The sequence below is a fragment of the Caballeronia grimmiae genome (genome assembly GCF_022879615.1).
Taxonomy (GTDB): domain Bacteria; phylum Pseudomonadota; class Gammaproteobacteria; order Burkholderiales; family Burkholderiaceae; genus Caballeronia; species Caballeronia grimmiae.
In genome coordinates this window covers 310,260-333,609 of the sequence record NZ_CP084274.1, presented here as the reverse complement: position 1 = coordinate 333,609, position 23,350 = coordinate 310,260, and the positions used below count along the sequence as shown (strand labels likewise).

The window sequence follows — 23,350 nt, the reverse complement described above, 5'->3', positions numbered from 1 at the left end:
GTGCGTGTCCGGGCTTCTGGTTCAACTTTCTTGAGTTTACAGGTTTTGGCGCGCGCAACTCTCGTGCATATCCGCCATTTGCCCGGCGATTTGGCTAGAAAGGCGTGAATGCCGTTCAGGACGCGGCGGATTGGAGGTCGCCGGCGGGCGGGGCGGATCGCCAGAGCGCGGATGCGGCGCGGCGCAGCAGTGAAGGAGCGGGCTTCGCAGCGTCGGCCGTGTCCGAAGCTTGCGCTGGCAGCGTGGGCGGCGGCGCCAGCGCCTCGCGCGCATTGCCGCATCGCTCGTTGAGCTGGCGGCGCATGACGGGATCGTCGATGAGCGATATCGACAATCCGCGCTCGAATTGCAGCGTGTACGCGATGTCGCCGAAGTGCTCGTAGCGGCCGCTATCGGCCAGTTCGAACGCCAGCGTGACGGTGCGCTGGCGCTTCCATGCGTCGAGATCGTCGTGACCGGTGCTCACCTGTGCCTCGCGACGGCAATGAGATGGCAACGATGGTAGCCCGGCCGTCGCGCGGTTTCGGTTGTGCCGTCACAACACGCGATCAAAAAGTCTGAAGGAAAACCCGACCGTTCGTCCGACGCTTACCACGCGCCCGCCAAGCCCAGCACCGCGCGGTTGAACGCGCCCGGACTCGCGACATTCATGCCGTGCGACGCCCCCGCCATCGTCTGCCGGTCCGCGAATTCGATCCACTCCGCGAGCTTGTCGACGTTGTTGCGGAACATGCGCGGGCTTTTCTGGCCGTCGATGAGCAGCGTGCGGCACTTGATGTCACGCGCCGCCTCGCGGGTGTAGGCGGGCAACGGATCGCGGAATTGCTTCGGCAGCGTGAGCGCGTTATCGAGCGCCATGCGGCGGAAGCTCTCCGTGCTCTTTTGCCAGAAGCCGGGCATGCTGACCGAGTCGACGAACATCGCGAGGCCAGTGTCCGAATCGCCCTGTTCGATCAGTTCCGCGACGCGCGAACGCAGCGCGTTGGTCGCGGGCGGCAGCGCGGCGGGCGCGGCCTGCGCCGATGTCTGCAGCGGACCGCCGGGGTCCGCGAGCGTCAGCGTCTTGACGAGGCGCGGATACTCGCGCGCCAGATGAAACGCGATGCAGCCGCCGCGCGAATGGCCGACGAGGTGCACCGGCGCAATATCCATCGCGACGATGAACTCGGCCATCTCCTCGACGTGCGCGCGCCAGCCGAACTCGCCCTGCACGAAGGCGTCGACGGCGGGCCAGTAGTGGCTCAGGCTCGGCGCGATCGCGCGGAAGTGCTGGCCGAGCGGCGCGAGTTGCGCGCTCCAGTAGCGGTAATCGCACAGCGAGCCGTGCACGAAGACGAGCGGCTCGCCGTCGCCGCATTCGACATAAGGCACGGACACACCCGACGCGGTCGTCGCGAACGACGGTTCGGGCATGGCTTGCACGGCGGCGAGGACAGCGGGATCGGTACGCGCGTTCATCGGTAGGCTCCTTTCCTGCACTATGCCGCCCGGCGACCTAAAAGAAAATCGCATAATATTGATAGGATCGTCCAGTTTTTCTGATACCGGAGCTCGCCCTACCTTCCATGAAAGCACTCGACCTCGACGTCCTCTCGATGATCATCGCCGTCGCGGACACCGGCAGCATCAGCCGCGCGGCGGAATTGGTGCATCGCTCGCAATCGGCGGTGAGCATGCAGATTAAGACGCTGGAGACCGCGCTCGGCAAGGCGCTCTTCGTGCGCAAGCCGCGCAGCGTGGTGCCGACGCAAGACGGCGAAGTGCTGCTCACCTACGCGCGCCGGATGATCGCGCTGCGTGACGAAGCGTGGGCGGCGGTCGTCCGGCCGGACGTGACCGGGCGCGTGGTGATCGGCGTGCCGGACGATTACGCGTCGTCGCTGTTTCCGCCGATCCTCAAGAAATTCTCGGCGACGTATCCCAAGGTCGAGATACAAGTTGTCGGCTTGCCGAGCGTCGCGCTCGCGCCGATGCTGAAGGACGGCGACGTCGATCTGGTGTGCGCGACGCGCGTGAAGGGCATCTCCGGCGAATTCCTGCGTCACGAACCGATGGTCTGGGCCGCCGCGCCCGGCGCGACCGACATCTGGCGCGAACGGCCGCTGCCGATCGCCGTGTTCCTGCCGGGCAGCGTCGCACGCGAGAACGCGATCCGCAGTCTGGAACGGGCGCGCATCGGCTATCGGACGTCTTACGAAAGTCCGAGCCTGCTCGGTCTGCTGACGATGGCGGAAGCCGGGCTTGCCGTTACGCCGCTCGCCAAATGCGCGGTGCCGTCGCACTTCACGCTGCTCGGGCAGTCGCAAGGGCTGCCGGAAATCGCCGCGCTCGAAGTGGTGCTCGCGCGCAGCGCCGCATCGCAACGGCCGCCGTGCGATTTTCTGGCGGAGCGGATTATCGCGGAATTGCGCCGTTAAGCGCGGATTCGATCGCGTTCATCCGGCGCGACACCCACGCGCGCAGCATGCGATTCGATCCGACGAGCGGCATCGACGTCGCCATGATGCGATACACGTCGTTGCGGCGAACCTTCGAGATGCGCGCAGGATCGAGCCACGCGTCGTTGCGGGCGAGCAGCACGAGCGTGTCCAGCCCGATCATGATCGGCCACAGACACGCGAGCCGAAGCCGCACGGCGCGCGAGGGGATCGCGAGCGTGTAGTCGAGCGCATCCTGAAACAGCGGCAAGGTTGCGCGCAGCAGGTCGGCAAGCACGGGCCGCGCACGCGACGATGCGTGCGCCGCAAGTAGATCGCGCGGCGCGAGACCATGACGCCCCAGCGTGTCGGCGGGCAGGTAGCACCGGCCGATGCGCAGATCGCGTGCGCAATCGCGCAGCACGTTGGTCATCTGCAGCGCCTTGCCGAAGCGCACGCCGCGGGCGAGCATCACATCGGGTTCGGTCCGGATGAGGCCGGGCATGTGCGCGAAGGTCATCTTGGTCCAGAACTCGCCGACGCATCCCGCGACGAGATAGGTGTAACGGTCGAGTTCGTCGAACCGCTGGAGCGCGGCGATCTGGCCGGACGTTTCGTCCGGGAACGTGCGCAAGTCGAACTCCATGCCGGTGCTGAGCGTGGTCACGATGTCGCGCACGGCGGCGGTATCGGCGGCGCTGAGGTCGTTCAGAATCGCGAGCGCCGGTCCGAGCGATTCCAGCAGCACGCGTTCATCCGGCTGCGCCTGCTGCCCGGCGACTTCATCGGCGATGCGGGCGAGCGCGCCATCGTCCGGCGCACCGTTCACTTGCGCGCGCAACGACAGCAGCAGGTCCAGCCGGCGCGCCGGCGTCACGAGCGAGGTATCCGCGATGGTGTCCGCGGCGCGCGCGAGCAGATAGGCGAGCCCGATAGGATCGCGCATCGCGGGCGGCAAAATGCGCAGCGTCAGATAGAAAGACCGCGAAACGCTCTTCAGGAGCGGGCCGAGAAGAAAGGCCCGGGGCGATGGATTCATGTGTCGGATCGGATGACCCGGCAGGGCGCGGGTCTTGTGCCGCCGCATTGTATCCGTCCGATGGCCGTCGAGCCGGGCTTCTACGCTCGCGCCCGCGCGCTGTGAGGCCGGGCATGCGCGAGACGCAGCTTCACCGGCTTGCTCGTCGTTTTCGCGCGATGAATGCGCGGCTTGTTCGACGCGGCGGCGGGCGACGCAATCTTCAGCCTCACCGGCTCGACCGGTTCCAGCACGACGCGGGCGTGCCCCGCATTGCGCAGGCCGAGCTCGCCCGCGGCGGCGAACGACAGGTCGATCGCGCGCCCTTTGACGAACGGGCCGCGGTCGTTGATGCGCACGATCACCGACCGCGTCTTCGACGCGTTGCTCACGCGCACATACGATCCGAGCGGCAACGTGCGATGCGCGGCGGTCAGCGCGTGCATGTCGTAGCGCTCGCCGCTTGCCGTGCGACGCCCCTGGAATTTGCTGCCGTAGAACGACGCCTCCACGAATTCCGGCCGTTTCGCTGCCGCGTCGCCGGGTGCGGCCGGGGCCGATACATCGACCGGCGATGCCGCAACCGCCGGCGCTTCCTGCGCATCCCGTGGCTCGCCCTGAGACGGCTCTGCCGCCGCAGGCGCACTCACTGACCGATGCGCGGCGCACCCGTTGAGCACGACGAGCGCGCCGACGGATGCGAGACCCGCCGCGCGCGCGCGCCGGATGAATGCGTTTGCAACCATGAGCGAACTTCTCCCGGTAATACCGATTCACCGTGAAACGGTTCGCCCATAACGCCGGCCCGCCATCGAAGTTGACCACGCGCGCCCACATTTGACTCAACTTGACACAAGCACCGCGCGGCTTACGAATAGTTCAGCTTCGGATACCAGTCCGTGCCGCGTCCTTCCGGCGTCATGTCGAGCACGGTCCAGAGCGGCATCGGATCGGGCGCGCCGCGCGGATCTTCGCCGGGATCGGCTGTCGCGAAGTCCATTTCGCCGCTCCAGAAGTGGCGGATCACGCCGTCGCGCCGCGTGAACACGTTGAGCGCGGGTTCATCGCCGCCTTCTTTCGAGATCGCGTAATAGTCCCGGCTGAAGTTGCCGTTGGTGTCGGAATACAGCTTCAGGTCGCGCCAGCCGCGCTCCTCCTTGAACGCGACGAGCTTGGCGAGCGGCGAGCGCGCGATGACAGCGAGCGCCACACGTTGCTCGATATCGCGCACCTCGCCTTCCCATGCCGACAGCAGCGACGTGCACATCGGGCAGGGCCGCTCGCGCTGCGGCCCGAACATGTAGCTGTAAGTGACGAGCGTTTGCTTGTCGCCGAACAGGCCGGCGATGTCGACGGGACCGCGCTCGCCCTCGAACAGGTAATCGCCCGTGACTTCTCCGCCGGGCGGCAACGCGCGCCGCATCCGCGCGACGCGCTCGATATGCCGCCGCAATTCGATTTCTTCCGCCAGCAGCGCGACGCGCGCCCGCCGATAGTCGGCGCTTTCATTCGGAAAGGTCATCGTCGCCCGCGCCGCGAGTTCGGCGGCGGGAACGAGTGAAGGTGTCGATGTCATGCGTGTTCTCCCGTGTTGAGAAACGTCAGTCGCGATCCGGCGCACCCGGCGGAAACAATCGCCGATACGGCCGCGCCTCGTCCACCGCCCGCGCGAACGACGGCCGCGCGAGAAGCCGCTTGCGATACGCGATCACGTTCGGATATGCATCCCCGATGCGATGCGTCCAGTCGGCATAGAACAGGAACGGTGCGGCGGCGCAATCGGCGAGGCTGAACGCATCGCCGGCGGCCCATTCCCGCGTCGACATGAGGCGGTCGAGATACGCGTACGACGTGTCGAGCATCGCGCGGGCATCGGCGACGCCGCGTGGATCGCGCTCGCTCTCGGCTCGCATGCAATCGAAGACGATTTTCTGCTGCGGGGTCGACACGTAGTTATCGAAGAAGCGGTCCATCCAGCGCACGTCGAGCGCGGCGCGCGGATCGGCCGGAATCAGGCGCACCGGCCCGGGGTGAAACAGGTCGAGATACTCGATGATGATCGTCGCTTCGATCACCGGCCTGCCGTCGTCGACGATGACGGGGAAGCGCTTCATCGGCCAAAGCTCGGCGAGTTCGCGCATGGACTGCGGCGTTTCGGGCGTGAGCGGACGCCATTCGAACGGCGTGGCGTTCTCGTACAGCGCGATCAGCACCTTCTGGCAATACGATGAGAACGGATGCGCATAGAGGCTCAGGGTCATCGGACGATCTCCTTGATGTGCGGCGGTTTCATCGCCGGCTTGATGGACGACGATCGGCGTGGCGGCGAATCGACGTTGTCCGGCGCGAATCAATGACTTCTTGTTGTGCAGTGCGGAAAACCGGATGCGGCTGCCGTTCGATTGTCGCGGCAGGGCGGCTCTGATAACTTGGCGCGTACGGCTGTCGCTCGGATGAGATTCAACCCCCAATGAGTCGAGGCGATCAATGATGCGTATAGAGAAGATAAGACTCGTCATCGCAGACGGGCAACCCGCGTTGCTGACAGGGCTGCAAGCATGGTTCGAGGCGCGCGGGCGTTATTGCATTGCGGCGAGCGCGAAAAGCGCCGGGCAATTGCTTGCGCAGATCGATGATGCAAGGGGCGACGTGATCATCATCGGTGACGCGCTCGGTGACAGCCACGAGGTTCTGCGCGCGCTGCGGGAACGGCATCCGCATACGCCGGTGGTCGTGCTCACATCGCAGTTCGATCCGCGCACGCTGCGCGCGATGCAGCATGCAGGCGCACGCGGCATCGCTAGCACGCGCGACGAACTGAGGGAACTCGGGAGAATGTGCGATCGCGTGCTGTCGGGGGCGAAAGGCGTCGTTTCGCGGCGGATTGCGGGGATTCTGCAGGCGACGGATGAGCGGGTCGTTCGCCAGGCGTTCAATGCGAATGCGGTCTACGGCCGTGTTCGCACAAGAGCGAGGCCGTTCAGCGCGATCACGTTATTGCGGGCGGATTTTCGTCGACTGGTTCGCTGAGCGTCGATCGACCACATCGTGTCGAAGCGTTCGCCGTAGTTCGGCAGGATCGGAACGTGGCCGGCGGACGTTCCCTCGATGGCGAACGCACAACGTTCCCCATGATATCGATGCAAAGCGAAGGCGCGACTTTGCTCGAGTGCCCGCCGCACAGCTATCGGTCGAAAGCCGTGACATTCGGATGCGGCGTTCGGCGTTCCGCATGCAAGCACAGTCGTCCCAACTTTTGAAACACGCGCTCGAATGCGGTCAGCCGCGGCTCGCAGCCTCGCTGCGGCGTCCATCACGATACTGAATAATGACTCAGCACGGCGGTTCCGTCGTCCGGGACGTCGCTTGAGACTTACACCCGTATCCGACACATGCGGGACTCATAAGCCAGCGCGAAGCCCCGCTCCGCCAGCAAGGTTGCGTCAACTTCGCTAGGATGCTCGCTGGACTTCTTTCCCAGGCGCGCGCCGCCGCTCCAACCCACTCGATCATGCCCACGCCGCCTCATGCCATCGGTTTCACGCTCGATCCGCTCGACCGGATGTCCGACAAACGCGATGACGAAGCATTCGTCGCCCGCCTTCGCGACGATGCCGCCACGCGCTTTCTGCTCTTTCTGAAGGACGTGCCGCTGTTCAAGCGCACTCAGGACCACGATGCGCTTTTCGGCGCGCAAGAAGCCGCGAAGTTCGGCACGCCGACTCAAACTGTTTTGCTGGGACGCGACACGGACGGACGCGCGCTCTTCGCCTGCGCGCTAGACACCAGCGCCGAAACCGCAGCCGGCGCGCTCGAAGCCGTGCCGGTCGAAGCGATAGAGCTGCGGCCCGTCGCGATGCAGGGACTCGTCGACGCGCCCATCGTCAGCGCGCTTGGCGAAGCGCGCTCGATGCTCGACTGGCATCGCCGGCATCGTTTCTGCGCGAACTGCGGTCACCCTACCGACGACGCCGGCGCGGGATGGCGGCGCATCTGCGGCAACTGCCGGGCGCAGCATTTTCCGCGCGTCGATCCCGTCGTCATCATGCTCGTCACCGATGGCGAGCGCTGCCTGCTCGGCCGCCAGCCGCAATTCGCGCCGGGAATGTATTCGGCGCTCGCGGGCTTCATCGAGCCGGGGGAGACGTTCGAGCATGCGGTGTATCGGGAGGTGCTCGAAGAAGCGGGCATTCGCTGCTCGGATGTGCGTTACTTCGCGTCGCAGCCGTGGCCGTTCCCTTCATCGCTGATGATCGGCTGTTTCGCGCGGGCAACGGACACGGAGATTCGCATCGACGAGAAGGAACTGGAGGATGCGCGCTGGTTCACGCGCGCGGAGGTCGCCGCGATGCTCGACGGCACGCACGCGGACGGACTGTCCGCGCCGAAGCCGTTTGCGATCGCGCATCATTTGTTGAGAAGTTTCGTGGATGGGACGGGCGAGTGAGCGCGCGACGCTGCGACGTCGGGGCGGTTCGCTATGTTGAATGCGGGAGTTCATGCGATGCGATGCTGCGCGACGCATAACCTGTTCGCCCTTGAGCACCCTCCCCGCAAGCGACTAGAAAACCGCGCGACGCCGAACTAATCCGGCATCGCGCGCACAGACATCCGGCCTGCAATTTACGGCGCCGCGACGCCCTGCGTCTTCGCGGTGTACGGCGTATAGAAGGAAGACCCCGCCCAGTCGGGCGCCGCCGCCGTGTAGAGCGGCGCGCCTTGCGTGAAGTTCGCGCCGTCGTGCCAGTCGCCGCTGCCGGTGAATTTCGCGACCGCGGGATACGGATACACCGGACGCGATGCCGTCACCTTGTTCGCCGCGTCGGTCTGATACGCCATCACCGCGTTCGGCGCCGCGCCATGCTCGACCCAGCCCGTGATCTGCGACACGAGATCGATGTTCGGGAAGCCCTCGCCGCCGCCGCAATGACCGACGCCCGGCACCACGTAAAGCCGCGTGAACTCGTTGGCGCTCGCTTCGCCCATCGTGCTCTGCACCGCCTGGTAATAGGCGATCGTGTAGAGCGGAGAGATGTGCTGATCGGCCCAGCCGTGCCACAGAATCAGCTTGCCGCCCGCCTTTTTGAACGCGGAGAGGTCGGGATTGGTCGCATCGTTGAGCGGGTGGTTCGCCTGCAGATAGGTCGGATAGAAGCTCGCGTCCTGATACCCGAAGCTGTCGATGTTCGGCATCGCCGGCGATCCCGTGAAAATCAGGTTGTACGCGCCGGACACGATCGTATAGCTGAAGAGGCTCGTCACGGAAACGGGCGCGTCCGTCGAGTTCGAGGTCGGCACTTCCACGCCGATCCAGTTGGCTTCCGAACCATATTGCGGCGAGCCGCCGAGCATCCGCACGCCGGTGGTGGAATCGGTCGGGCCGGAATAGATCTTCGTGGCCGTCGCGACTTCGGCGGCGGTCAGGCAGATGCTCGTATCCGATGCGCTCGCCGCGCATTGAATCGATGCGGGATCGAAATGACACACGCGCGGATCGGCGATGAGGCCGTCAGCCGCCCCCGATTGCCCTCCGCAAGCCGCCACGACCGCCTTGTGCAGCACTTGCGCCTTGTCGGCGTACAGCACGGCTTTCCCCGCGCTCGTGCCCGTCGTGCTGTTCGATTCGACGCTCCAGCCGTGATACAGCGAGTTCTGAATCTGGAAGTGCGCAGCCGGCGCGCCCGCAACGATGCCGTTGTAGTCCGACGGATAACGCTGCGCGGCCATCAACGCCTCACGGCCGCCATCCGAGCAGCCGACGAAGTACGAATACTTCTGCGCCTGACCGTAGTACGCCTGAATCAGTTTCTTTGCGGCGAGCGTGGTGATGTGCTGCCCGCGATAAGCAAAATCGGCCTGCTTTTGAGGGTCCGTAGTCCATGCGGTGCTTTGTCCGGAGTGACCCATGTCCGTCGCCGCCGTGACGAAACCGCCTTGCTGCACGAGCGGGCAGGTATAGCTGAAGCTGAACGAGGTCTGCTTGGTCGGATCGCTGAGATTACCGCACAAACCGCCGCAGCCAAGTTCGGCGAAGCGTTGCGTCCACGAATCGACGGGCAGCGCGACTTGGAAAGTATTGGAAGGCGCAAGCGTGCCCTTCACCGTGCAGAAGTTGACGCTCGCGCCGTTGATGGTGGCGGCCGTGACCGTCGCCGAGCTGATGGTGCTGCCCACACCGCCGATGTCGCTGAGATCGACGGAAGCGAGCTTCGAACAATCGACGACGGGCTTCACCACGGCGAGCGGCGTGCTGCTGGTGGACGTGCTGTCGTTACTGCCGTCGCTGCCGCACGCGGCAGTCAGCACTGCGGTCATGCACATGACGAACAGTGTCATGAGCGAGGCCGCGACCGACCGTGCCATCCCAAAGCGATTCATGCGTTTCATGAGTCTCCCTCTTCAAATAGTTGTGCCGCGTGTTGGCTATCGGCTTCGGCGTACGTTGCTGCCGGGGATGAAAATGGCGTGTGCGCCAAGGCGGCGAAAGGGCGGGTTAACCAGCGACGATGTCACTGGGAAGCGCAGGCAGGACAAGGCATCGCCTTGCTGAGATGGACTCAAACGGGGAGAAGGCGTGAGGTCTGTCGATAAATAAATTAGATGGCGGCAACGCGTGTTTAGAAACGGCTAGCTGGGCATGTAACGCGGCTCGATCGAACGCATTCGTTCCACGGGCTTATCGTCTACGAGGCGCAGAAATAGAACTGCAAGGGAAGAAGGCGCGGGCGTCGCCGTGATTTACTTCACCGACCGCAGACGCGGAAAAGCTTGCTTCTTCCGACGGGGGAGCGATCGTGCTGTACGCGGATTTCGGTGACTCGCAACTCGGCGGCTCGAAAACCGCTTGAAGGAAGCGGGCGGCGCCGAAGTCGCACAGTTCAAGAACCAGCAACGTTCGGCCCGCTTTAATGCTCCGCACGGCGCGATGGGACGCGACGGGCGCATGGTGAATGTATTGTCAGTGGCGCAGCACCCTGCCGATGCCGCAAGACGCGCGCTATGGCATGGCGAAGTCCCGCCCGGTTCGGTGTATTGCACTCGCAGTCTGTCGCACGAATCGCCGGGCGAACATGAAGGTGAACGCTATCGCACCGGGAGTCAATTCAACGCCGATCACGCAAAAGCGCCTCAACGATCCCGACGCCCGCAAGAAGTCGATGCCGCTGCTTTCGTCGCATCGACCGGGGCGGCCGCAGCGTGTTGCTTTGTTCCCCGTCCGATGACAGCAATTTGCCGATGCAACGGAGCAGTGCATGCTTCAAGCCTCGACGCGGCCCGCCTCACTCGCCTGCGCCTCCGTATCGTGACCCTTCCGTGCCGACCAGTACTCGGTCCGCACGCCGATGTCATCGGAAACGAACGGCCCGCCGCGCGTGGCCCGATAATGCGCCAGCGCCTTGTACACGAGCCCTTGCCCGAGCAGCACGATCGGCACGTTGAGCAGCACCATCACGATGTTCATCAGGTCCGACAGCGCCCAGAGGTTCGGCAGTTCCAGCCCCGCGAGCACGGTCAGCGCGCCGAACGGCACGAACACGAGCGATCCCAGCACGCGTATACCGGCGATGAAGCGCGAGCTGCGCGAGATGTAATTCGCCGATATTTCGGCGAACGAAATCATGCCGAGCAGCGTCGTGAACGCGAAGAGGCCATAGCAGACGCACATCACGATGCGAATCACGTCGCCGGCCCACGCCGGCACGAGCGCCTCCACCGACGCCAGATACACCGTGATCTTCGACGCACGCACCGATTCCCACGCCTGACCATCGACGGCGCCGGTCCAGACGTGCGCCATCACGACGATGAAGCCGGTCATCGTGCAGATGACCATCGTATCGAAGAACACGCCGAGGCTTTGCACGAAGCCCTGTTCGCAGGGGTGATCGTTATCGGCGATGGCGGCGGCCATCGTGATCGTGCCCTGCCCCGCTTCGTTCGACATCAGCCCGCGTTTGACGCCCTGCGCGAGCGCCGTGCCGATCGCGCCGCCGAACAACGCATGCGGTGCGAACGCGCCGACGACGACTTCGTGAAAGAAGTAAGGAATCAGCGGCAGATTGATGAGGATGATGACGAGCGACATCACGCAGAAGAGCGTCGCCTTGATCGGCACGAGGACATCGGTATAAGCGGTCACGCGGCGAATGCCGCCCATGATGATGAACGCGCACGCCAGCACGAGCCCGGCAGCGATGAAGTAATACACCGTCGATTGCCGTGCGAGATGCGCACCGGCCACCGTATCGGCGATGGTGCCGATCGCCGTGAACACGTTGAACGTTTGCGGCGGCACGTTGAACAACGCATATACGATGAACACGAGCGACAGGAACGTGCCGACGAAGCGTCGTCCGCCGAGAATGCGCCGTCCATAGAAGGGCAGACCGCCGACGAATTCGTCCTGCTTCTCCTCCTTGAACAATTGCGCGAGCGTCGATTCCATGAAGGCCGTCGCCATGCCGAAGAAGGCGGCGACCCACATCCAGAACAGTGCGCCCGGGCCGCCGACCGAGATCGCGCCCGTGATGCCGACGATGTTGCCCGGTCCCGCGCGCATCGCGAGTCCGAGCATGAACGACGCGAGCGCGCTCACGCCCGTATTCGACGATTGCCTGCGCAGCATGATGCGCACGATCTTGCCGGCGTTCATCGTCTGGATGAAGCGCGTGCGGATCGTGAAGTGAATGCCGACACCGACGAGCAGCAGGATCGCGAATGGGAACTGCCCGAGCACCGGGATTCGCGAGTACGCCTTGATGTTGGTCGGGAAGTCCCAGAGAAAGTCGGAGACGGGCGCGATGAACGCAAAGAACGCGTTCACGGATTGGAAAAGGTCATCCACGCGGGGCCTTGCTTGTTGCTTCGAGCTGTTTGCAGCAGGAGTTCGGATTAGAAAAAACCCGATTCGAAGGAACCGGGTCCAGTGCCAGTGCGCGTCATCGGAGGCGCGGGCGCGTATTATACGGCGCGCGTTCCGATGCCCTTCGCGCGTTCTTGACGACTCAGCTTCCCCCGGTGGATGAGTCGTCTTTGGACGCCGCCTGCAGGAAGTCGAAGTCGCATCCGGCGTCGGCCTGCAGCACGTGCTCCTGATACAGCTTCTGATACCCCCGCGCGATGCGTTTTGGCGGCTGCACGTCCTTCACGCGGCGCGCCAGCTCCGCTTCATCGACGAGCAGGTCGATGCGCCGCTCGCGCACGGAAAGGCGGATGCGATCGCCGTTGCGCACGAGCCCGATCGGTCCGCCGAGCGCCGCTTCCGGCGTCACGTGCAGCACGATGGTTCCGTACGCTGTGCCGCTCATGCGTGCGTCGGAGATGCGCAGCATGTCTTTCACACCCTGTTGCGCGAGCTTCTTCGGGATCGGCAGATAGCCCGCTTCGGGCATGCCGGTGCCGCTCGCGGGGCCGGCGTTCTGCAGCACGAGGATATCGTTGGCATCGACATCGAGTTCGGGATCGTCGATACGCGCCGCCAGATCTTCGAGCGATGTGAACACGACCGCGCGCCCTTCCTGCTCGAAGAGCGACTTGTCGGCGGCGGAGCGCTTGAGGATGGCGCCGCGCGGCGCGAGCGAGCCGAACAGCGCGACGAGCCCGCCTTGCGGCTCCACCGGATCGGACGACTTGCGCACGATGCGGTGATCGACCCAGGCCTCGCGTTCCGCCGCGATACGCTCGCCGAGCGTTTCGCCGGTAATGGTGATGGCATCGAGATGCAGTTGCGGCTCCAGTTCGCGCAGCACGGCCGTCATGCCGCCGGCTGCGAAGAAGTCCTCCATGTAGTGCTCGCCCGTCGGCTTCAGGTTGACGAGCACGGGCGTTTCATCGGAAAGGGCGTTGAGGCGTTCGAGCGACACCGGGATGCCGAGCCGCCCCGCCACTGCCGTGAGATGGATGATCGCGTTGGTCGATCCGCCGATCGTGAGCAGCACGCGCAGCGCGTTCTCGACCGACTTGTCGGTGATGATCTGGCTTGGCCGCAACGGGTCGCGGATGAGTTGCACGGCGCGTGCGCCGCTTGCTTCCGCTGCGCGGATGCGGTCCGCGTGCACGGCGGGAATGGCGGCGGTGCCCGGCAGCGACATGCCGAGCGTTTCGGCGATGCAGGCCATGGTGCTGGCGGTGCCCATGACGGCGCATGTGCCGGCGGTGGTCGCGAGACGCCCTTCTATCTGATCGATTTCCTGCTCGCCGACTTCGTTCGCGCGGAACTTGCCCCAGAAGCGTCGGCAGTCGGTGCAGGCGCCGAGGCGCTCGCCCTGGTGACGGCCGGTCATCATCGGTCCGACGACGAGCTGCACGGCGGGGATATCGGCGGCGGCGGCGCCCATCAGTTGGGCGGGCACCGTCTTGTCGCAACCGCCGATGAGCACGACGGAGTCCATCGGCTGGGCGCGCAACATTTCCTCGACGTCCATGCTCATGAGGTTGCGAAACATCATCGACGTCGGGTTCAGGAAGACTTCGCCGAGCGAGATGGTCGGGAAATCGATCGGCATGCCGCCGGCGGCCAGCACGCCGCGTTTGACTGCGTCGACCAGTTCGGGCATCGCGCGGTGACAGTTGTTGAAGCCCGAACCGCTCGTGGCGATCCCTACGATGGGTTTCTTCAGCAACTCCGTCGAATAGCCCATCGATTTCGCGAACGAGCGGCGCAGGTATAGAGCGAAGCCGCGGTCGCCGTAGTTCGTCAGGCCTCTAGCTAAGCCTTGGGGTTCTGGGCCTTTCTTCTCTTGCATTTGTCTTTCGTCTCCGGTGTTTGGTCTGTGTCTTTGCTTCTCGACGTGCCGGTGTATTAGCTCGCTCCGCGCCGGGGCCGCATGAGAAATAGGTAAGCGAATCAGCGGAGGCGATACGCTCCATGTCCCTTCCGGCTAGAACAAAAGTCCGCTGTTGCTATCATCCCGCATTTGCTGGGGCATCGCTTCTGGATGCCGGCGCGGCATTACTGGTCGGGGTTTGCGAAGACTTGCGCGCGGGAGTAAGGCTGATCGAGCCGGCACGCCACTCGTCGTGGAACCTCAACGAAGCAAACCAGGCGCATCAGCCGAAGAAGTCCACCGCGCCGGTTCGCAAGTCGTACATTGCACCAACGATTTTTACCTTGCCGTCAGTTTCGAGACCGGCGAGCACCGGACTGTCTCGCCGAATGCTGGCGACGGTCATCTCGACGTTCTTGCGCGCGACGGCATCGACGAAAGCGTAGTTCGTCCCGGACCGGTCGCCATCGTATTCGGTGGCCTGCACGGCCGGTTTGATCCGGTCCAGCAAGCCGGTGAGATGACCCAGTTCGGCGTTCGCAATGGCGCCCTTGATCGCGCCGCATGACGTGTGGCCCATCACGAGGACCACTTTGGCGCCGGACAACTTGCAGGCGAACTCCATGCTTCCGAGGATATCGTCGTTCTCGATGTTGCCGGCTATGCGGCAATTGAAGATATCGCCGATACCCAGATCCATGATGACTTCCGCCGGCGCCCGCGAGTCGATGCAACTCAGCAGCACAGCGGCGGGATACTGCCCGGCGGCGCTCGCCCGCTGCTCGCGCAGATAGTTCCGCTCCTTTCTCGCGCCTTTCCGGAACCGCGCGTTTCCCCGCTTCATGACGCCAATGATCTGTTCCGGCGTCATGCTTTCGCGCTGGGCTTTCGTCAATGCGTCGGCGCGTGCGCACTCGATACGCAACGGCCCGGTGGCGAGCGCAGCGGCGGCGACGCTCGCCAGCTTGAAGAAGCCCCGCCGCGCCACGACGGCATCATGCTGCAATGGGTCGAAATGGGTGGACATGACGCTGACCCTCCTCTTCTTCTTTTTCGGCAGAGGGTCGAGGGAAAACCGCCTTCGAGAACGCGTGCCGGCCCTTACGCGCGCAGACTTACTATAGGCAATCCAGCGCGGCGTTCAAGCTCGTCGAAGCGATCGTCGAAACCAGGCGCTCATTCGCCTTCGCCGGCGCCCGCTCTTCCTGCCTCCCATTCCCTGCGCACGCGGGCCAGCTCTTCGGCAAGCATCTTCTCGTCCGGCAGCATCATGTGATACTCCGCTGCGAGCACCTTGTTCGGCAGGCCATCGAGTGCATAGCGGGCCACCGCCGCATTCGTCCGAGCGCAAAGAATCAGGCCGACGGGCGGATTCTCTCCCGGCAGCGTCCAATGCTCCCGCGCGTAGTTGCAGTACATGTGCATCTGCCCGACATCGGCGTGATTCAGCTCGGTCAGTTTGAGGTCGATGATCACCAGGCACCGCAGCCGCCGATGAAAGAACAGCAGATCGACGCGATACCAGCTATCGCCTATCCGCAAGCGGCGCTGCCGTCCAACGAAGGTGAAGTCGCCGCCAAGTTCGAGCAGGAAGTCTTCGAGCCGGTGAATCAGCGCGTCCTCGAGCTGGCTTTCCGAATACTCGTCCTTGAGGTCGAGAAATTCGAGCACGTACGGGTCCTTGATGGCCTCTTCGGGCGTCACGATGTCCCCGCGCTCCGCAATGCCGCCTTTCTCCAGCATCGCGCGCTTGTCGCGTGACATCAGCGTGCGGGTGTAGAACTGGCTGCCGATCTGCCGGTCGAGTTGACGGACGCTCCAGCCGCCGTGCAAGGCTTGCGTCTCGTAGAAGCGGCGTTCGTCGTCGGAGCGCGTGCGCCGCATCAGGTGGACGTAGTGCGTCCAGGAAAGCGGGAACCGCTCGGCCAGTTGCGCGAGCGACGAATTCCGAATCGCCGATTCGGATTTTGCGTTCGGGGCGGTCGCCGCCGATTTCCGATTCGGCGATTCGGAAATGGCCTCGCTCGTGGCGGCGGGATACGCCTGATAGAAGAGCCGCATCAATTCCAGATTATCGACGCCGAAACCACGTCCGAAGCGCGTCGTCAGATCCGCCGAAAGCCGGCGCAAGAGCGCCTGTCCGTAGGCCGCGCGGCCAGCCCCGCCCTGCTCGAACTCGACAATCCGATGCCCGATGCGCCAGTAGGTCGCCGTCATCAGCGCATTGATGCTGCGCGCCGCTGCTTGCCGGCCCTGCTCCAGTAGCGCGAGCACGTCGCCGAGCGTGGCGCCGTAGTCGTCCTCGGGGAGAATCACGTCGTTCATCGTAGTCCTTGAGTGCTGTTTCGAGCGCACGCTCATGCCGTGCAGTGTCGCATACGGGCTTGCGTCGCCTACCGCACAGAATTGTCCGACCATTCGCCCTACGCTTCGGCCTTCCTGCGATAGGACGTTTCGCTGGCTCAATGACCCGATATTTCACCTCAAGGCAAGGCGCGATCAAGCGTCTGATGGATCTCAAGCGGCAAATCGCGCGCACCGGCTATTCGTTCGCGACGATCGCCGCATGCCGCACGGATGGCATCGAAGTGAACGGCATCGACGACGTGCTGCTCGACGTGCGCGCAGGACGCATTAGCTGGTTCCGTCACGAGGACGCGCACGAGAATCAGCTCGTGTATATCAGCTGATCGCTCGCGCGGTCGCATAGCCGTATCAACGGCCGTCAGCCTCGGCGATACCCGCGCGCACGCGACGCATCGCCGTCAGCGCGGCCATCGCAATCAGCGCGCGCCACAGCCACACGCCGATTGCGCCGATGCCCAATCCCAAACCGATCCACAACGCAAACGCGCCGATGACGAGCGCGCGGTCGCTCTTGCCGAACGGACCGTCATAACGACGGCTCGCGCCCACGAGCGGCCCGATCAACCCCGCGCATTCGACGATCACCGCCGTCAACGCAAACAGCCATACGTCCGCTGACGCAAATCCGGCGACGGCGAGGAACGGCAGCACCAGCGCGATATCGGATATCACGTCGCCCAGTTCGTTCAAATACGCGCCCAACGTGCTCTTCTGGCCGTGCTCGCGGGCGAGCATGCCGTCGATCGCGTTGAGCGCCATGCGCAGGAAGAGCCAAGCCGGAATCAGCAGGAACATCGCGTGACGCGGATACGCCAGCCCCGCAAGCGCACCGGCTGCGATCGATCCGATTGCCGCGCCGAGCGTCACCTGATTCGCCGTTACGCCATGCCGCGCCAGCCACCGGGTCAACGGACGCAAGAGATTCTGAAAGCGGGGTTTGAGTGCGTAAAGGCTCATGGGGATCGACGCGCAGCGTGCCAGGAAATAAACGCGCTACTATCTCGACCCGCAACGCATACGTCCACCTTCAGGAATACCAAGCTAGTTAAAGAGGCGTATGTGTAGCGAGATCGACGATATTTGCCAAAAGTCGTCACCACCGATTGCCTCATTCGCGACGCTGTGACAGGAATAGCGCCCTGACGACAACTCCAGCACTCGACCGATGAAACTCATGCACATGTGGCAGCGCGATCTGCTTCTCGCTTTGGTGCGGCTCGTGGCCGGCGCTTATCCGGTCTGGCACTGCGCAACGCCATCCGCGACGCAGAAGCTGTATTTCTCGAATCATACAAGTCATATCGATACGCTCGCGATCCTCGCCGCGTTGCCGCGCAATCTGCGCAACGCGGTGCGGCCCGTCGCCGCGCGCGACTACTGGGATTCCGGCCCGCTCAAGCGTCATATCGCGCAGAAGCTGCTCAATGTCGTGTTGATCGACCGCCGCCGCGAGACCGAAGGCGATCCGCTCGATCCCGTTCGCGATGCACTCGCGCAAGGGCAGTCCATCATCCTCTTTCCCGAAGGCACGCGTGGCGCGGATGCGCTGCCGCAAGCCTTCAGGAGCGGGCTGTTCAATCTGGCGAGCGAATTTCCACAGGTCGAACTCGCGCCGGTCTATCTGGAGAACCTGCAGCGGATCATGCCGAAGGGCGCAATCGTGCCGGTCCCGCTCATCTGCAAGCTGCACTTCGGCGCATCGGAAGCGCGACGCGAAGGCGAAGACAAAGCCTCGTTTCTCGCCCGCATGCGCGATGCCGTCATCGCGCTCGCGCCGCAATCGAATGCGCACTGAGCGCGCCCCTTCATCGCATAACGAAAGCACCATGCCCTCAACTTTCTGGCAACTCGTGGCCGGCGTCACCGGCGTGCTCGCCGTGGCGACCGTCATCGGCGCGATCCTCGGCGCACGCGCCGGGGCGGCGAACGCGACCATCGTCAACCTCAACGAACGCATCCGCGCATGGTGGGGCATGATCGCCGTGATGGTGATCGCCATCGGTCTCGGCGACAAGGCGACGTATATCGTCTTCGCGCTGCTCTCGTATCTCGCGCTGCGCGAGTTCATCACGCTGACGCCGACGACGCCGAGCGATCACACGACGCTCTTCGTCGCGTTCTTCGTCGCGGTGCCGGCGCAGTACGTATTGCTCGGCATCGACTGGTACGGCATGTATTCGATCTTCGTGCCGGTGCATCTTTTCTTCGCGATGTCCCTGCTCTCGGCCTTGACGCAGGACACGCGCGATTTCCTGAGCCGCAATGCGCGCATCAACTGGGCGTTGATGGTGTGCGTCTATGGATTGAGTCATGCGCCGGCGCTGCTGACGCTCGATATCCCGGGTTATCGCGGAGAGAACGCGCTGCTGCTGTTCTATTTCCTGTTCGTGGTGCAGATCAGCGATGTGCTGCAGTATGTCGTCGGCAAGCTCTTCGGGCGGCGCAAGATCGCGCCGGTGCTGTCGCCATCGAAGACGGTGGAGGGGTTCATCGGCGGCGGCCTGCTCGCGACGCTATGCGGCGCGGCGCTGTATCGCGTGACGCCGTTCAGCTTCGGCGCGGCGTTGCTGATGTCGCTTGCGATCGTGCTGGCGGGATTCGTCGGCGGGCTCGTGCTGTCGGCAGTGAAGCGCTCGCTCGGCGCGAAGGACTGGGGGTCGATGATTGCCGGACACGGCGGCATGCTGGATCGCGTCGATTCGATCTGCTTCGCCGCGCCGGTGTTTTTCCATCTGGTGCGGTACGTGTATGTCTGATGACGCCGCCCGCGCGAATCGACTCGCGCGGGCGACGCTTCTACTTGCCAGACCCGAACCTCAAACCGCCATCACCGTCACCGACTTCGTGACGAGGTAAGGCTCGAGCGCCTCGGGTCCGCCTTCGGAACCATAGCCCGAATCCTTCACGCCGCCGAACGGCATTTCCGGCCACGGCGTCGCGGGCTGGTTGATCCACAGCATGCCCACTTCGAGCTGGTTGGTCAGCAGATGCACGTTCTTGAATGAACGCGTGAACGCATAACCGGCGAGACCGTACGGCAGACGATTCGCCTCCTTGATCGCGTCTTCCAGCGAATCGAAGCCGCGGATCGCCGCGACGGGGCCGAACGGCTCGTTGTTGAACACGTCGGCTTCGAGCGGCACGTCGGTGAGCACGGTCGGCGCGAAGAAATTGCCCGCGCTGCCGATGCGCTCGCCGCCCGTCGCCACCGTCGCGCCAGCCTTGCGCGCGTTCTCGATCACGCTCGTCATCGCGGTGATGCGGCGCGCGTTCGCGAGCGGCCCGAGCGTCGTGCCTTCGGCGAGGCCATCGCCGACCGACAGCCCTTCCGCGTGCTTGACCAGCGCCTTCGCGAATTCATCGCGCACGCTGTTGTGGACGAGGAAGCGCGTCGGCGAGATGCACACCTGCCCCGCGTTGCGGAACTTGGCCGCGCCCGCCGCCTTCACCGCGAGTTCGACATCCGCGTCTTCCGCGACGATCACCGGCGCGTGGCCGCCGAGTTCCATCGTCGCCCGCTTCATGTACTGGCCGGCCAGCGAGGCCAGTTGCTTGCCGACCGCCGTCGAACCGGTGAACGTCACCTTGCGGATGACCGGATGCGAGATTAAATACTTCGAAATCTCGGGCGGATCGCCGAACACGAGGCCCAGCACGCCGTTCGGCACGCCCGCATCGGCGAATGCGCGAATCAGCTCGGCGGGCGATGCCGGCGTCTCTTCCGGCGCCTTCACGATGAACGAACAACCCGTCGTCAGCGCGGCCGACAGCTTGCGCACGACCTGATTGACCGGGAAATTCCACGGCGTGAAGGCCGCGACAGGACCTAGCGGCTCCTTGACGACCGTCTGCTGCGCGTTGATGTTGCGCGGCGGCACGATACGTCCGTAGACGCGTCGCCCTTCATCTGCGAACCATTCGATGATGTCCGCCGCCGAGTTCACCTCGATGCGCGCTTCGACGAGCGGCTTGCCCTGTTCCTGCGTCATCAGGCGGGCGATCGAATCGGCGCGTTCGCGCACGAGCGCGGCGGCCTTACGCATCAGCGATGCGCGCTCGAGCGCCGTCATCCTGCGCCACGTTGCGAAGCCGGCTTGCGCGGCGGCCAGCGCACGATCGAGATCGCGGATGCTGGCCCGCGCGACCGTGCCAATTTTCTCGCCGGTAGCCGGATTCAGCACGTCGATGGTCGCGCCGCCCTCTGCGTCGCACCACTCGCCGTTGATATAAAGACGTGTGTTCTGATACGTTCCTGCGGTCATTGAGCACCTCTTGCTAAAAAGATGGCCAAGCCGGCTTGATCGCCAGCCAGGATTTTTGCTTCGATGGAAAATGTGACGGAGAGGCCGGACCTGCGTGCCTGCATCATCGTTAAAGGATACGCAGGAAATCGCACGACCGCATGCCTCGCGGTCATCGGGCGGTCTCGCTGAAGAAGCGGCTGAGCGCATCGGTGGCGGTCTTGTCGGTCGCGAGCCGCGCGTACAGTCCCGCCGCGCCTTCATAGATGCGATGCTCCGGGAAGCCGTCGCCGATGAACGCCGCGATCTCCTCCATTTCCGCGACCCAGCGATACGCCTTCGGCGGCATGCGCGGCACGTTGCTCGCGAGCCAGGCGGAAATTTCCGGCTGGCTTTCCGATAGCTCGTCCAAGAGCGCCTGTCCCGCGCCGTTGCGCATCGCCGCGAGCGACATCGCGGAGCCGATCGCCGTGAGTCCCTTGGTGATGCCCGCATACGACATCTTGAGCGCCGACGCCGCGCCGACCGGCCCGTCGAGCAGACGCACCGCGAGGCCGGCGTCGCCAAGCGCGCTTGTCCGCGGCGCGTGCGGCCCGGCGAAATAGAACTTCGGCGATGAAGGCATGCCGATGATCCCGCCATCGACGAATGCCGCGCCCGTGGCATCCACGGTCTGCGCGATGGTGGTCACCGTCTGCGGACTGATCGCGTTGCAATCGATGTAAACGGCTTTGTTCGCGGCTCGTGTGAGCGCGGGCGCGAGACGTTCGGCGGTTTCGAGCGCCACGGCGGGCGGCACGATGGACAGAATGAATTCCGACGCGGCGAATTCGTCCAGCGTCGCCTCTTCCATGCCGGCTTCGCGCGCACGCGCGGCACTGGCGGCGCTGCGGCCTTCGAGCGTCGTCAGCACGCGCGCGCCGGACGCGCTCAACAGCTTGCCGACGGCCGACCCCATGCTTCCTGCGCCGACGAGCGCAATGGTCAATCGAGTCAAGTGCGGCTCCTGCGGTCAGTAGGACAGACGCACAGGATACGCGGATGAGCGCGGCTTCGCAGAACGCGCCGCGCTCATCCGGCTGGACTGGCGAACTGCGTTACTCGCTGTCGCCCTTGATTTGCGGCAGCGCCGACGACTCGCCCGGCGTGAGCAGGCCGACTTGCGCGTAGATACGCAGCTTGTCGCGCGTGTCGGTGATGTCGAGATTGCGCATCGTCAACTGGCCGATACGGTCGCGCGGCGAGAACGTCGACGCAACCTTTTCCATCGACAGACGCTCCGGCTGATACGTCAGGTTCGGCGACTTCGTGCTGACGATCGAATAGTCGTTGCCGCGACGCAGTTCCAGCGTGACTTCACCGGTGATCGCACGCGCGACCCAGCGTTGCGCGGTTTCGCGCAGCATGATCGCCTGCGAATCGAACCAGCGGCCCTGGTACAGCAGACGCCCGAGGCGACGCCCGTTCTCGCGATACTGCTCGATGGTGTCTTCGTTATGAATGCCGGTGACGAGGCGCTCATACGCGATATGCAGGAGCGCGAGCCCCGGCGCTTCGTAGATACCGCGGCTCTTCGCCTCGATGATGCGGTTCTCGATCTGATCGCTCATGCCGAGACCGTGACGCCCGCCGATGCGGTTCGCTTCGAGCAGCAACTCCACGGCATCCGTGAACGGCTTGCCGTTGAGCGCCACCGGGCGGCCTTCCTCGAAGCGGATGGTGACTTCTTCGCGGTCGACCTTCACGTCATCGCGCCAGAACGCGACGCCCATGATCGGATTCACGATGCGGATGCCCGACTCGAGGCTTTCCAGATCCTTCGCTTCGTGCGTCGCGCCGAGCAGGTTCGAGTCCGTCGAATACGCCTTTTCGGCGGACATCTTGTACTCGAAGCCCGACTGGCGCATGAACTCCGACATTTCCGCGCGGCCGCCGAGTTCGTCGATGAACTGCTGGTCGAGCCACGGCTTGTAGATCTTCAGGTCCGGATTCACGAGCAGGCCGTAGCGATAGAAGCGCTCGATGTCGTTGCCCTTGTACGTGCTGCCGTCGCCCCAGATGTTGACGCCGTCTTCCTTCATCGCGGCGACGAGCATGGTGCCCGTCACGGCGCGGCCGAGCGGCGTCGTATTGAAGTACGTGACGCCGGCCGTCGAAATATGGAACGCGCCGGCTTGCAGCGCGGCGATGCCTTCCGCGACGAGCTGTGCGCGGCAGTCGATCAGGCGCGCGCCTTCTGCACCGTATTGCGTCGCGCGGCGGGGAATGGAGTCGTAGTCGTCTTCGTCGGGCTGGCCGAGATTGGCCGTGTAGGCGTAGGGCACCGCGCCCTTCAGACGCATCCAGTGCAGCGCGGCGCTGGTATCGAGGCCGCCTGAGAATGCGATACCGACTTTTTGCCCAGTCGGAAGGCTTTCAAGAATTGTGCTCATTAGCGAAACCGTTAAGTCGACGTACGGGGTGGGTGCAACTTTCGAGTATCAACCATGCCCGGTGATATGACAAGTTGGGCGAGGCCGGAGACGGAAAATCGCAAGTTTA

Annotated in this window: 21 protein-coding genes; 6 read left to right on the top strand and 15 right to left on the bottom strand. The window is 64.4% G+C overall.

The window, feature by feature from the left end; all coding sequences use genetic code 11:
• Positions 1 to 115 precede the first annotated feature (115 nt).
• Entirely contained in the window at positions 116 to 466 is a 351-nt protein-coding gene (locus LDZ21_RS24920) for a hypothetical protein (RefSeq protein ID WP_244796772.1), read from the bottom strand.
• Between the two features lie 122 nt (positions 467 to 588).
• Positions 589 to 1,458: an alpha/beta fold hydrolase gene (locus LDZ21_RS24915; protein WP_244796771.1), complete on the bottom strand. Its 870-nt coding sequence runs from the start codon at positions 1,456 to 1,458 to the stop codon at positions 589 to 591.
• 107 nt (positions 1,459 to 1,565) lie between these two features.
• On the opposite strand from LDZ21_RS24915, the gene LDZ21_RS24910 reads away from it, so the two are divergent.
• Positions 1,566 to 2,417: a LysR substrate-binding domain-containing protein gene (locus tag LDZ21_RS24910; RefSeq protein WP_244796770.1), complete on the top strand. Its 852-nt coding sequence runs from the start codon at positions 1,566 to 1,568 to the stop codon at positions 2,415 to 2,417.
• Here LDZ21_RS24910 and LDZ21_RS24905 read toward each other — a convergent pair.
• The 4 genes from LDZ21_RS24905 to LDZ21_RS24890 form a co-directional block, all read right to left on the bottom strand.
• Positions 2,395 to 3,456 carry a phytoene/squalene synthase family protein gene (locus LDZ21_RS24905; protein WP_244796769.1) on the bottom strand — a complete coding sequence of 354 codons (1,062 nt, stop codon included), beginning with the start codon at positions 3,454 to 3,456 and terminating at the stop codon, positions 2,395 to 2,397. The genes LDZ21_RS24910 and LDZ21_RS24905 overlap by 23 nt on opposite strands.
• Before the next feature lie 80 nt (positions 3,457 to 3,536).
• A complete protein-coding gene (locus LDZ21_RS24900) occupies positions 3,537 to 4,181 on the bottom strand; it encodes a septal ring lytic transglycosylase RlpA family protein (protein ID WP_244796768.1) in 645 nt (214 codons plus the stop codon).
• Positions 4,182 to 4,303: 122 nt separating this feature from the next.
• Entirely contained in the window at positions 4,304 to 5,011 is a 708-nt protein-coding gene (locus tag LDZ21_RS24895) for a DUF899 family protein (protein WP_244796767.1), read from the bottom strand.
• A gap of 25 nt (positions 5,012 to 5,036) precedes the next feature.
• The gene (locus LDZ21_RS24890; protein WP_244796766.1) at positions 5,037 to 5,696 is read right to left on the bottom strand and encodes a glutathione S-transferase family protein; all 660 of its coding nucleotides are present in this window, start codon (positions 5,694 to 5,696) and stop codon (positions 5,037 to 5,039) included.
• Between the two features lie 226 nt (positions 5,697 to 5,922).
• Here LDZ21_RS24890 and LDZ21_RS24885 point away from each other — a divergent pair, with 226 nt between their 5' ends.
• Both LDZ21_RS24885 and nudC read left to right on the top strand, forming a co-directional pair.
• Entirely contained in the window at positions 5,923 to 6,465 is a 543-nt protein-coding gene (locus LDZ21_RS24885) for a response regulator (RefSeq protein ID WP_244796765.1), read from the top strand.
• 481 nt (positions 6,466 to 6,946) lie between these two features.
• Entirely contained in the window at positions 6,947 to 7,882 is a 936-nt protein-coding gene (gene nudC / locus LDZ21_RS24880) for an NAD(+) diphosphatase (protein WP_244797287.1), read from the top strand.
• Positions 7,883 to 8,058: 176 nt separating this feature from the next.
• Here nudC and LDZ21_RS24875 read toward each other — a convergent pair whose 3' ends face one another.
• The 5 genes from LDZ21_RS24875 to LDZ21_RS24855 all read right to left on the bottom strand — a co-directional run bounded on the left by LDZ21_RS24875 (position 8,059) and on the right by LDZ21_RS24855 (position 16,526).
• Entirely contained in the window at positions 8,059 to 9,771 is a 1,713-nt protein-coding gene (locus LDZ21_RS24875; protein ID WP_244797286.1) for a tannase/feruloyl esterase family alpha/beta hydrolase, read from the bottom strand.
• Between the two features lie 922 nt (positions 9,772 to 10,693).
• Positions 10,694 to 12,280: an alanine/glycine:cation symporter family protein gene (locus tag LDZ21_RS24870; protein ID WP_244797285.1), complete on the bottom strand. Its 1,587-nt coding sequence runs from the start codon at positions 12,278 to 12,280 to the stop codon at positions 10,694 to 10,696.
• Between the two features lie 160 nt (positions 12,281 to 12,440).
• Entirely contained in the window at positions 12,441 to 14,180 is a 1,740-nt protein-coding gene (locus tag LDZ21_RS24865) for an IlvD/Edd family dehydratase (RefSeq protein WP_244797284.1), read from the bottom strand.
• Between the two features lie 304 nt (positions 14,181 to 14,484).
• On the bottom strand, positions 14,485 to 15,228 hold the full coding sequence (locus LDZ21_RS24860) for a carbonic anhydrase family protein (protein WP_244797283.1): 744 nt from the start codon (positions 15,226 to 15,228) through the stop codon (positions 14,485 to 14,487).
• A gap of 149 nt (positions 15,229 to 15,377) precedes the next feature.
• Positions 15,378 to 16,526 (bottom strand): PDDEXK nuclease domain-containing protein, encoded by a 1,149-nt coding sequence (locus tag LDZ21_RS24855; protein WP_244797282.1) that lies wholly within the window; start codon positions 16,524 to 16,526, stop codon positions 15,378 to 15,380.
• A 140-nt stretch (positions 16,527 to 16,666) separates the two neighbouring features.
• On the opposite strand from LDZ21_RS24855, the gene LDZ21_RS24850 reads away from it, so the two are divergent.
• A complete protein-coding gene (locus LDZ21_RS24850) occupies positions 16,667 to 16,891 on the top strand; it encodes a hypothetical protein (RefSeq protein WP_152562602.1) in 225 nt (74 codons plus the stop codon).
• Between the two features lie 25 nt (positions 16,892 to 16,916).
• Here LDZ21_RS24850 and LDZ21_RS24845 read toward each other — a convergent pair whose 3' ends face one another.
• Positions 16,917 to 17,525, bottom strand: coding sequence for a CDP-alcohol phosphatidyltransferase family protein (locus LDZ21_RS24845; protein ID WP_244797281.1), 609 nt, complete (start codon positions 17,523 to 17,525; stop codon positions 16,917 to 16,919).
• Between the two features lie 208 nt (positions 17,526 to 17,733).
• On the opposite strand from LDZ21_RS24845, the gene LDZ21_RS24840 reads away from it, so the two are divergent.
• Together LDZ21_RS24840 and LDZ21_RS24835 are read left to right on the top strand one after the other, a co-directional pair.
• Positions 17,734 to 18,363: a lysophospholipid acyltransferase family protein gene (locus LDZ21_RS24840; RefSeq protein ID WP_244797280.1), complete on the top strand. Its 630-nt coding sequence runs from the start codon at positions 17,734 to 17,736 to the stop codon at positions 18,361 to 18,363.
• A gap of 31 nt (positions 18,364 to 18,394) precedes the next feature.
• A complete protein-coding gene (locus tag LDZ21_RS24835; RefSeq protein ID WP_244797279.1) occupies positions 18,395 to 19,324 on the top strand; it encodes a phosphatidate cytidylyltransferase in 930 nt (309 codons plus the stop codon).
• Between the two features lie 60 nt (positions 19,325 to 19,384).
• Here LDZ21_RS24835 and LDZ21_RS24830 read toward each other — a convergent pair whose 3' ends face one another.
• From LDZ21_RS24830 to argG, 3 genes are all read right to left on the bottom strand, one after another.
• A complete protein-coding gene (locus LDZ21_RS24830) occupies positions 19,385 to 20,830 on the bottom strand; it encodes an NAD-dependent succinate-semialdehyde dehydrogenase (RefSeq protein WP_244797278.1) in 1,446 nt (481 codons plus the stop codon).
• A 151-nt stretch (positions 20,831 to 20,981) separates the two neighbouring features.
• Complete coding sequence (locus LDZ21_RS24825; RefSeq protein WP_244797277.1) at positions 20,982 to 21,806, bottom strand: NAD(P)-dependent oxidoreductase; 825 nt, start codon at positions 21,804 to 21,806, stop codon at positions 20,982 to 20,984.
• A 100-nt stretch (positions 21,807 to 21,906) separates the two neighbouring features.
• Positions 21,907 to 23,241, bottom strand: coding sequence for an argininosuccinate synthase (gene argG / locus LDZ21_RS24820; RefSeq protein ID WP_244797276.1), 1,335 nt, complete (start codon positions 23,239 to 23,241; stop codon positions 21,907 to 21,909).
• Positions 23,242 to 23,350: the final 109 nt, after the last annotated feature.

What these genes read in the sequence shown, in the direction of transcription:
- LDZ21_RS24915 (WP_244796771.1), bottom strand. Translation starts at nt 1,458, where the DNA reads ATGAACGCGCGTACCGATCCCGCTGTCCTCGCCGCCGTGCAAGCCATG.
- LDZ21_RS24910 (WP_244796770.1), top strand. Translation starts at nt 1,566, where the DNA reads ATGAAAGCACTCGACCTCGACGTCCTCTCGATGATCATCGCCGTCGCG.
- LDZ21_RS24905 (WP_244796769.1), bottom strand. Translation starts at nt 3,456, where the DNA reads ATGAATCCATCGCCCCGGGCCTTTCTTCTCGGCCCGCTCCTGAAGAGC.
- LDZ21_RS24900 (WP_244796768.1), bottom strand. Translation starts at nt 4,181, where the DNA reads ATGGTTGCAAACGCATTCATCCGGCGCGCGCGCGCGGCGGGTCTCGCA.
- LDZ21_RS24895 (WP_244796767.1), bottom strand. Translation starts at nt 5,011, where the DNA reads ATGACATCGACACCTTCACTCGTTCCCGCCGCCGAACTCGCGGCGCGG.
- LDZ21_RS24890 (WP_244796766.1), bottom strand. Translation starts at nt 5,696, where the DNA reads ATGACCCTGAGCCTCTATGCGCATCCGTTCTCATCGTATTGCCAGAAG.
- LDZ21_RS24885 (WP_244796765.1), top strand. Translation starts at nt 5,923, where the DNA reads ATGATGCGTATAGAGAAGATAAGACTCGTCATCGCAGACGGGCAACCC.
- nudC (WP_244797287.1), top strand. Translation starts at nt 6,947, where the DNA reads ATGCCCACGCCGCCTCATGCCATCGGTTTCACGCTCGATCCGCTCGAC.
- LDZ21_RS24875 (WP_244797286.1), bottom strand. Translation starts at nt 9,771, where the DNA reads ATGACACTGTTCGTCATGTGCATGACCGCAGTGCTGACTGCCGCGTGC.
- LDZ21_RS24865 (WP_244797284.1), bottom strand. Translation starts at nt 14,180, where the DNA reads ATGCAAGAGAAGAAAGGCCCAGAACCCCAAGGCTTAGCTAGAGGCCTG.
- LDZ21_RS24860 (WP_244797283.1), bottom strand. Translation starts at nt 15,228, where the DNA reads ATGTCCACCCATTTCGACCCATTGCAGCATGATGCCGTCGTGGCGCGG.
- LDZ21_RS24855 (WP_244797282.1), bottom strand. Translation starts at nt 16,526, where the DNA reads ATGAACGACGTGATTCTCCCCGAGGACGACTACGGCGCCACGCTCGGC.
- LDZ21_RS24850 (WP_152562602.1), top strand. Translation starts at nt 16,667, where the DNA reads ATGACCCGATATTTCACCTCAAGGCAAGGCGCGATCAAGCGTCTGATG.
- LDZ21_RS24845 (WP_244797281.1), bottom strand. Translation starts at nt 17,525, where the DNA reads ATGAGCCTTTACGCACTCAAACCCCGCTTTCAGAATCTCTTGCGTCCG.
- LDZ21_RS24840 (WP_244797280.1), top strand. Translation starts at nt 17,734, where the DNA reads ATGAAACTCATGCACATGTGGCAGCGCGATCTGCTTCTCGCTTTGGTG.
- LDZ21_RS24835 (WP_244797279.1), top strand. Translation starts at nt 18,395, where the DNA reads ATGCCCTCAACTTTCTGGCAACTCGTGGCCGGCGTCACCGGCGTGCTC.
- LDZ21_RS24830 (WP_244797278.1), bottom strand. Translation starts at nt 20,830, where the DNA reads ATGACCGCAGGAACGTATCAGAACACACGTCTTTATATCAACGGCGAG.
- argG (WP_244797276.1), bottom strand. Translation starts at nt 23,241, where the DNA reads ATGAGCACAATTCTTGAAAGCCTTCCGACTGGGCAAAAAGTCGGTATC.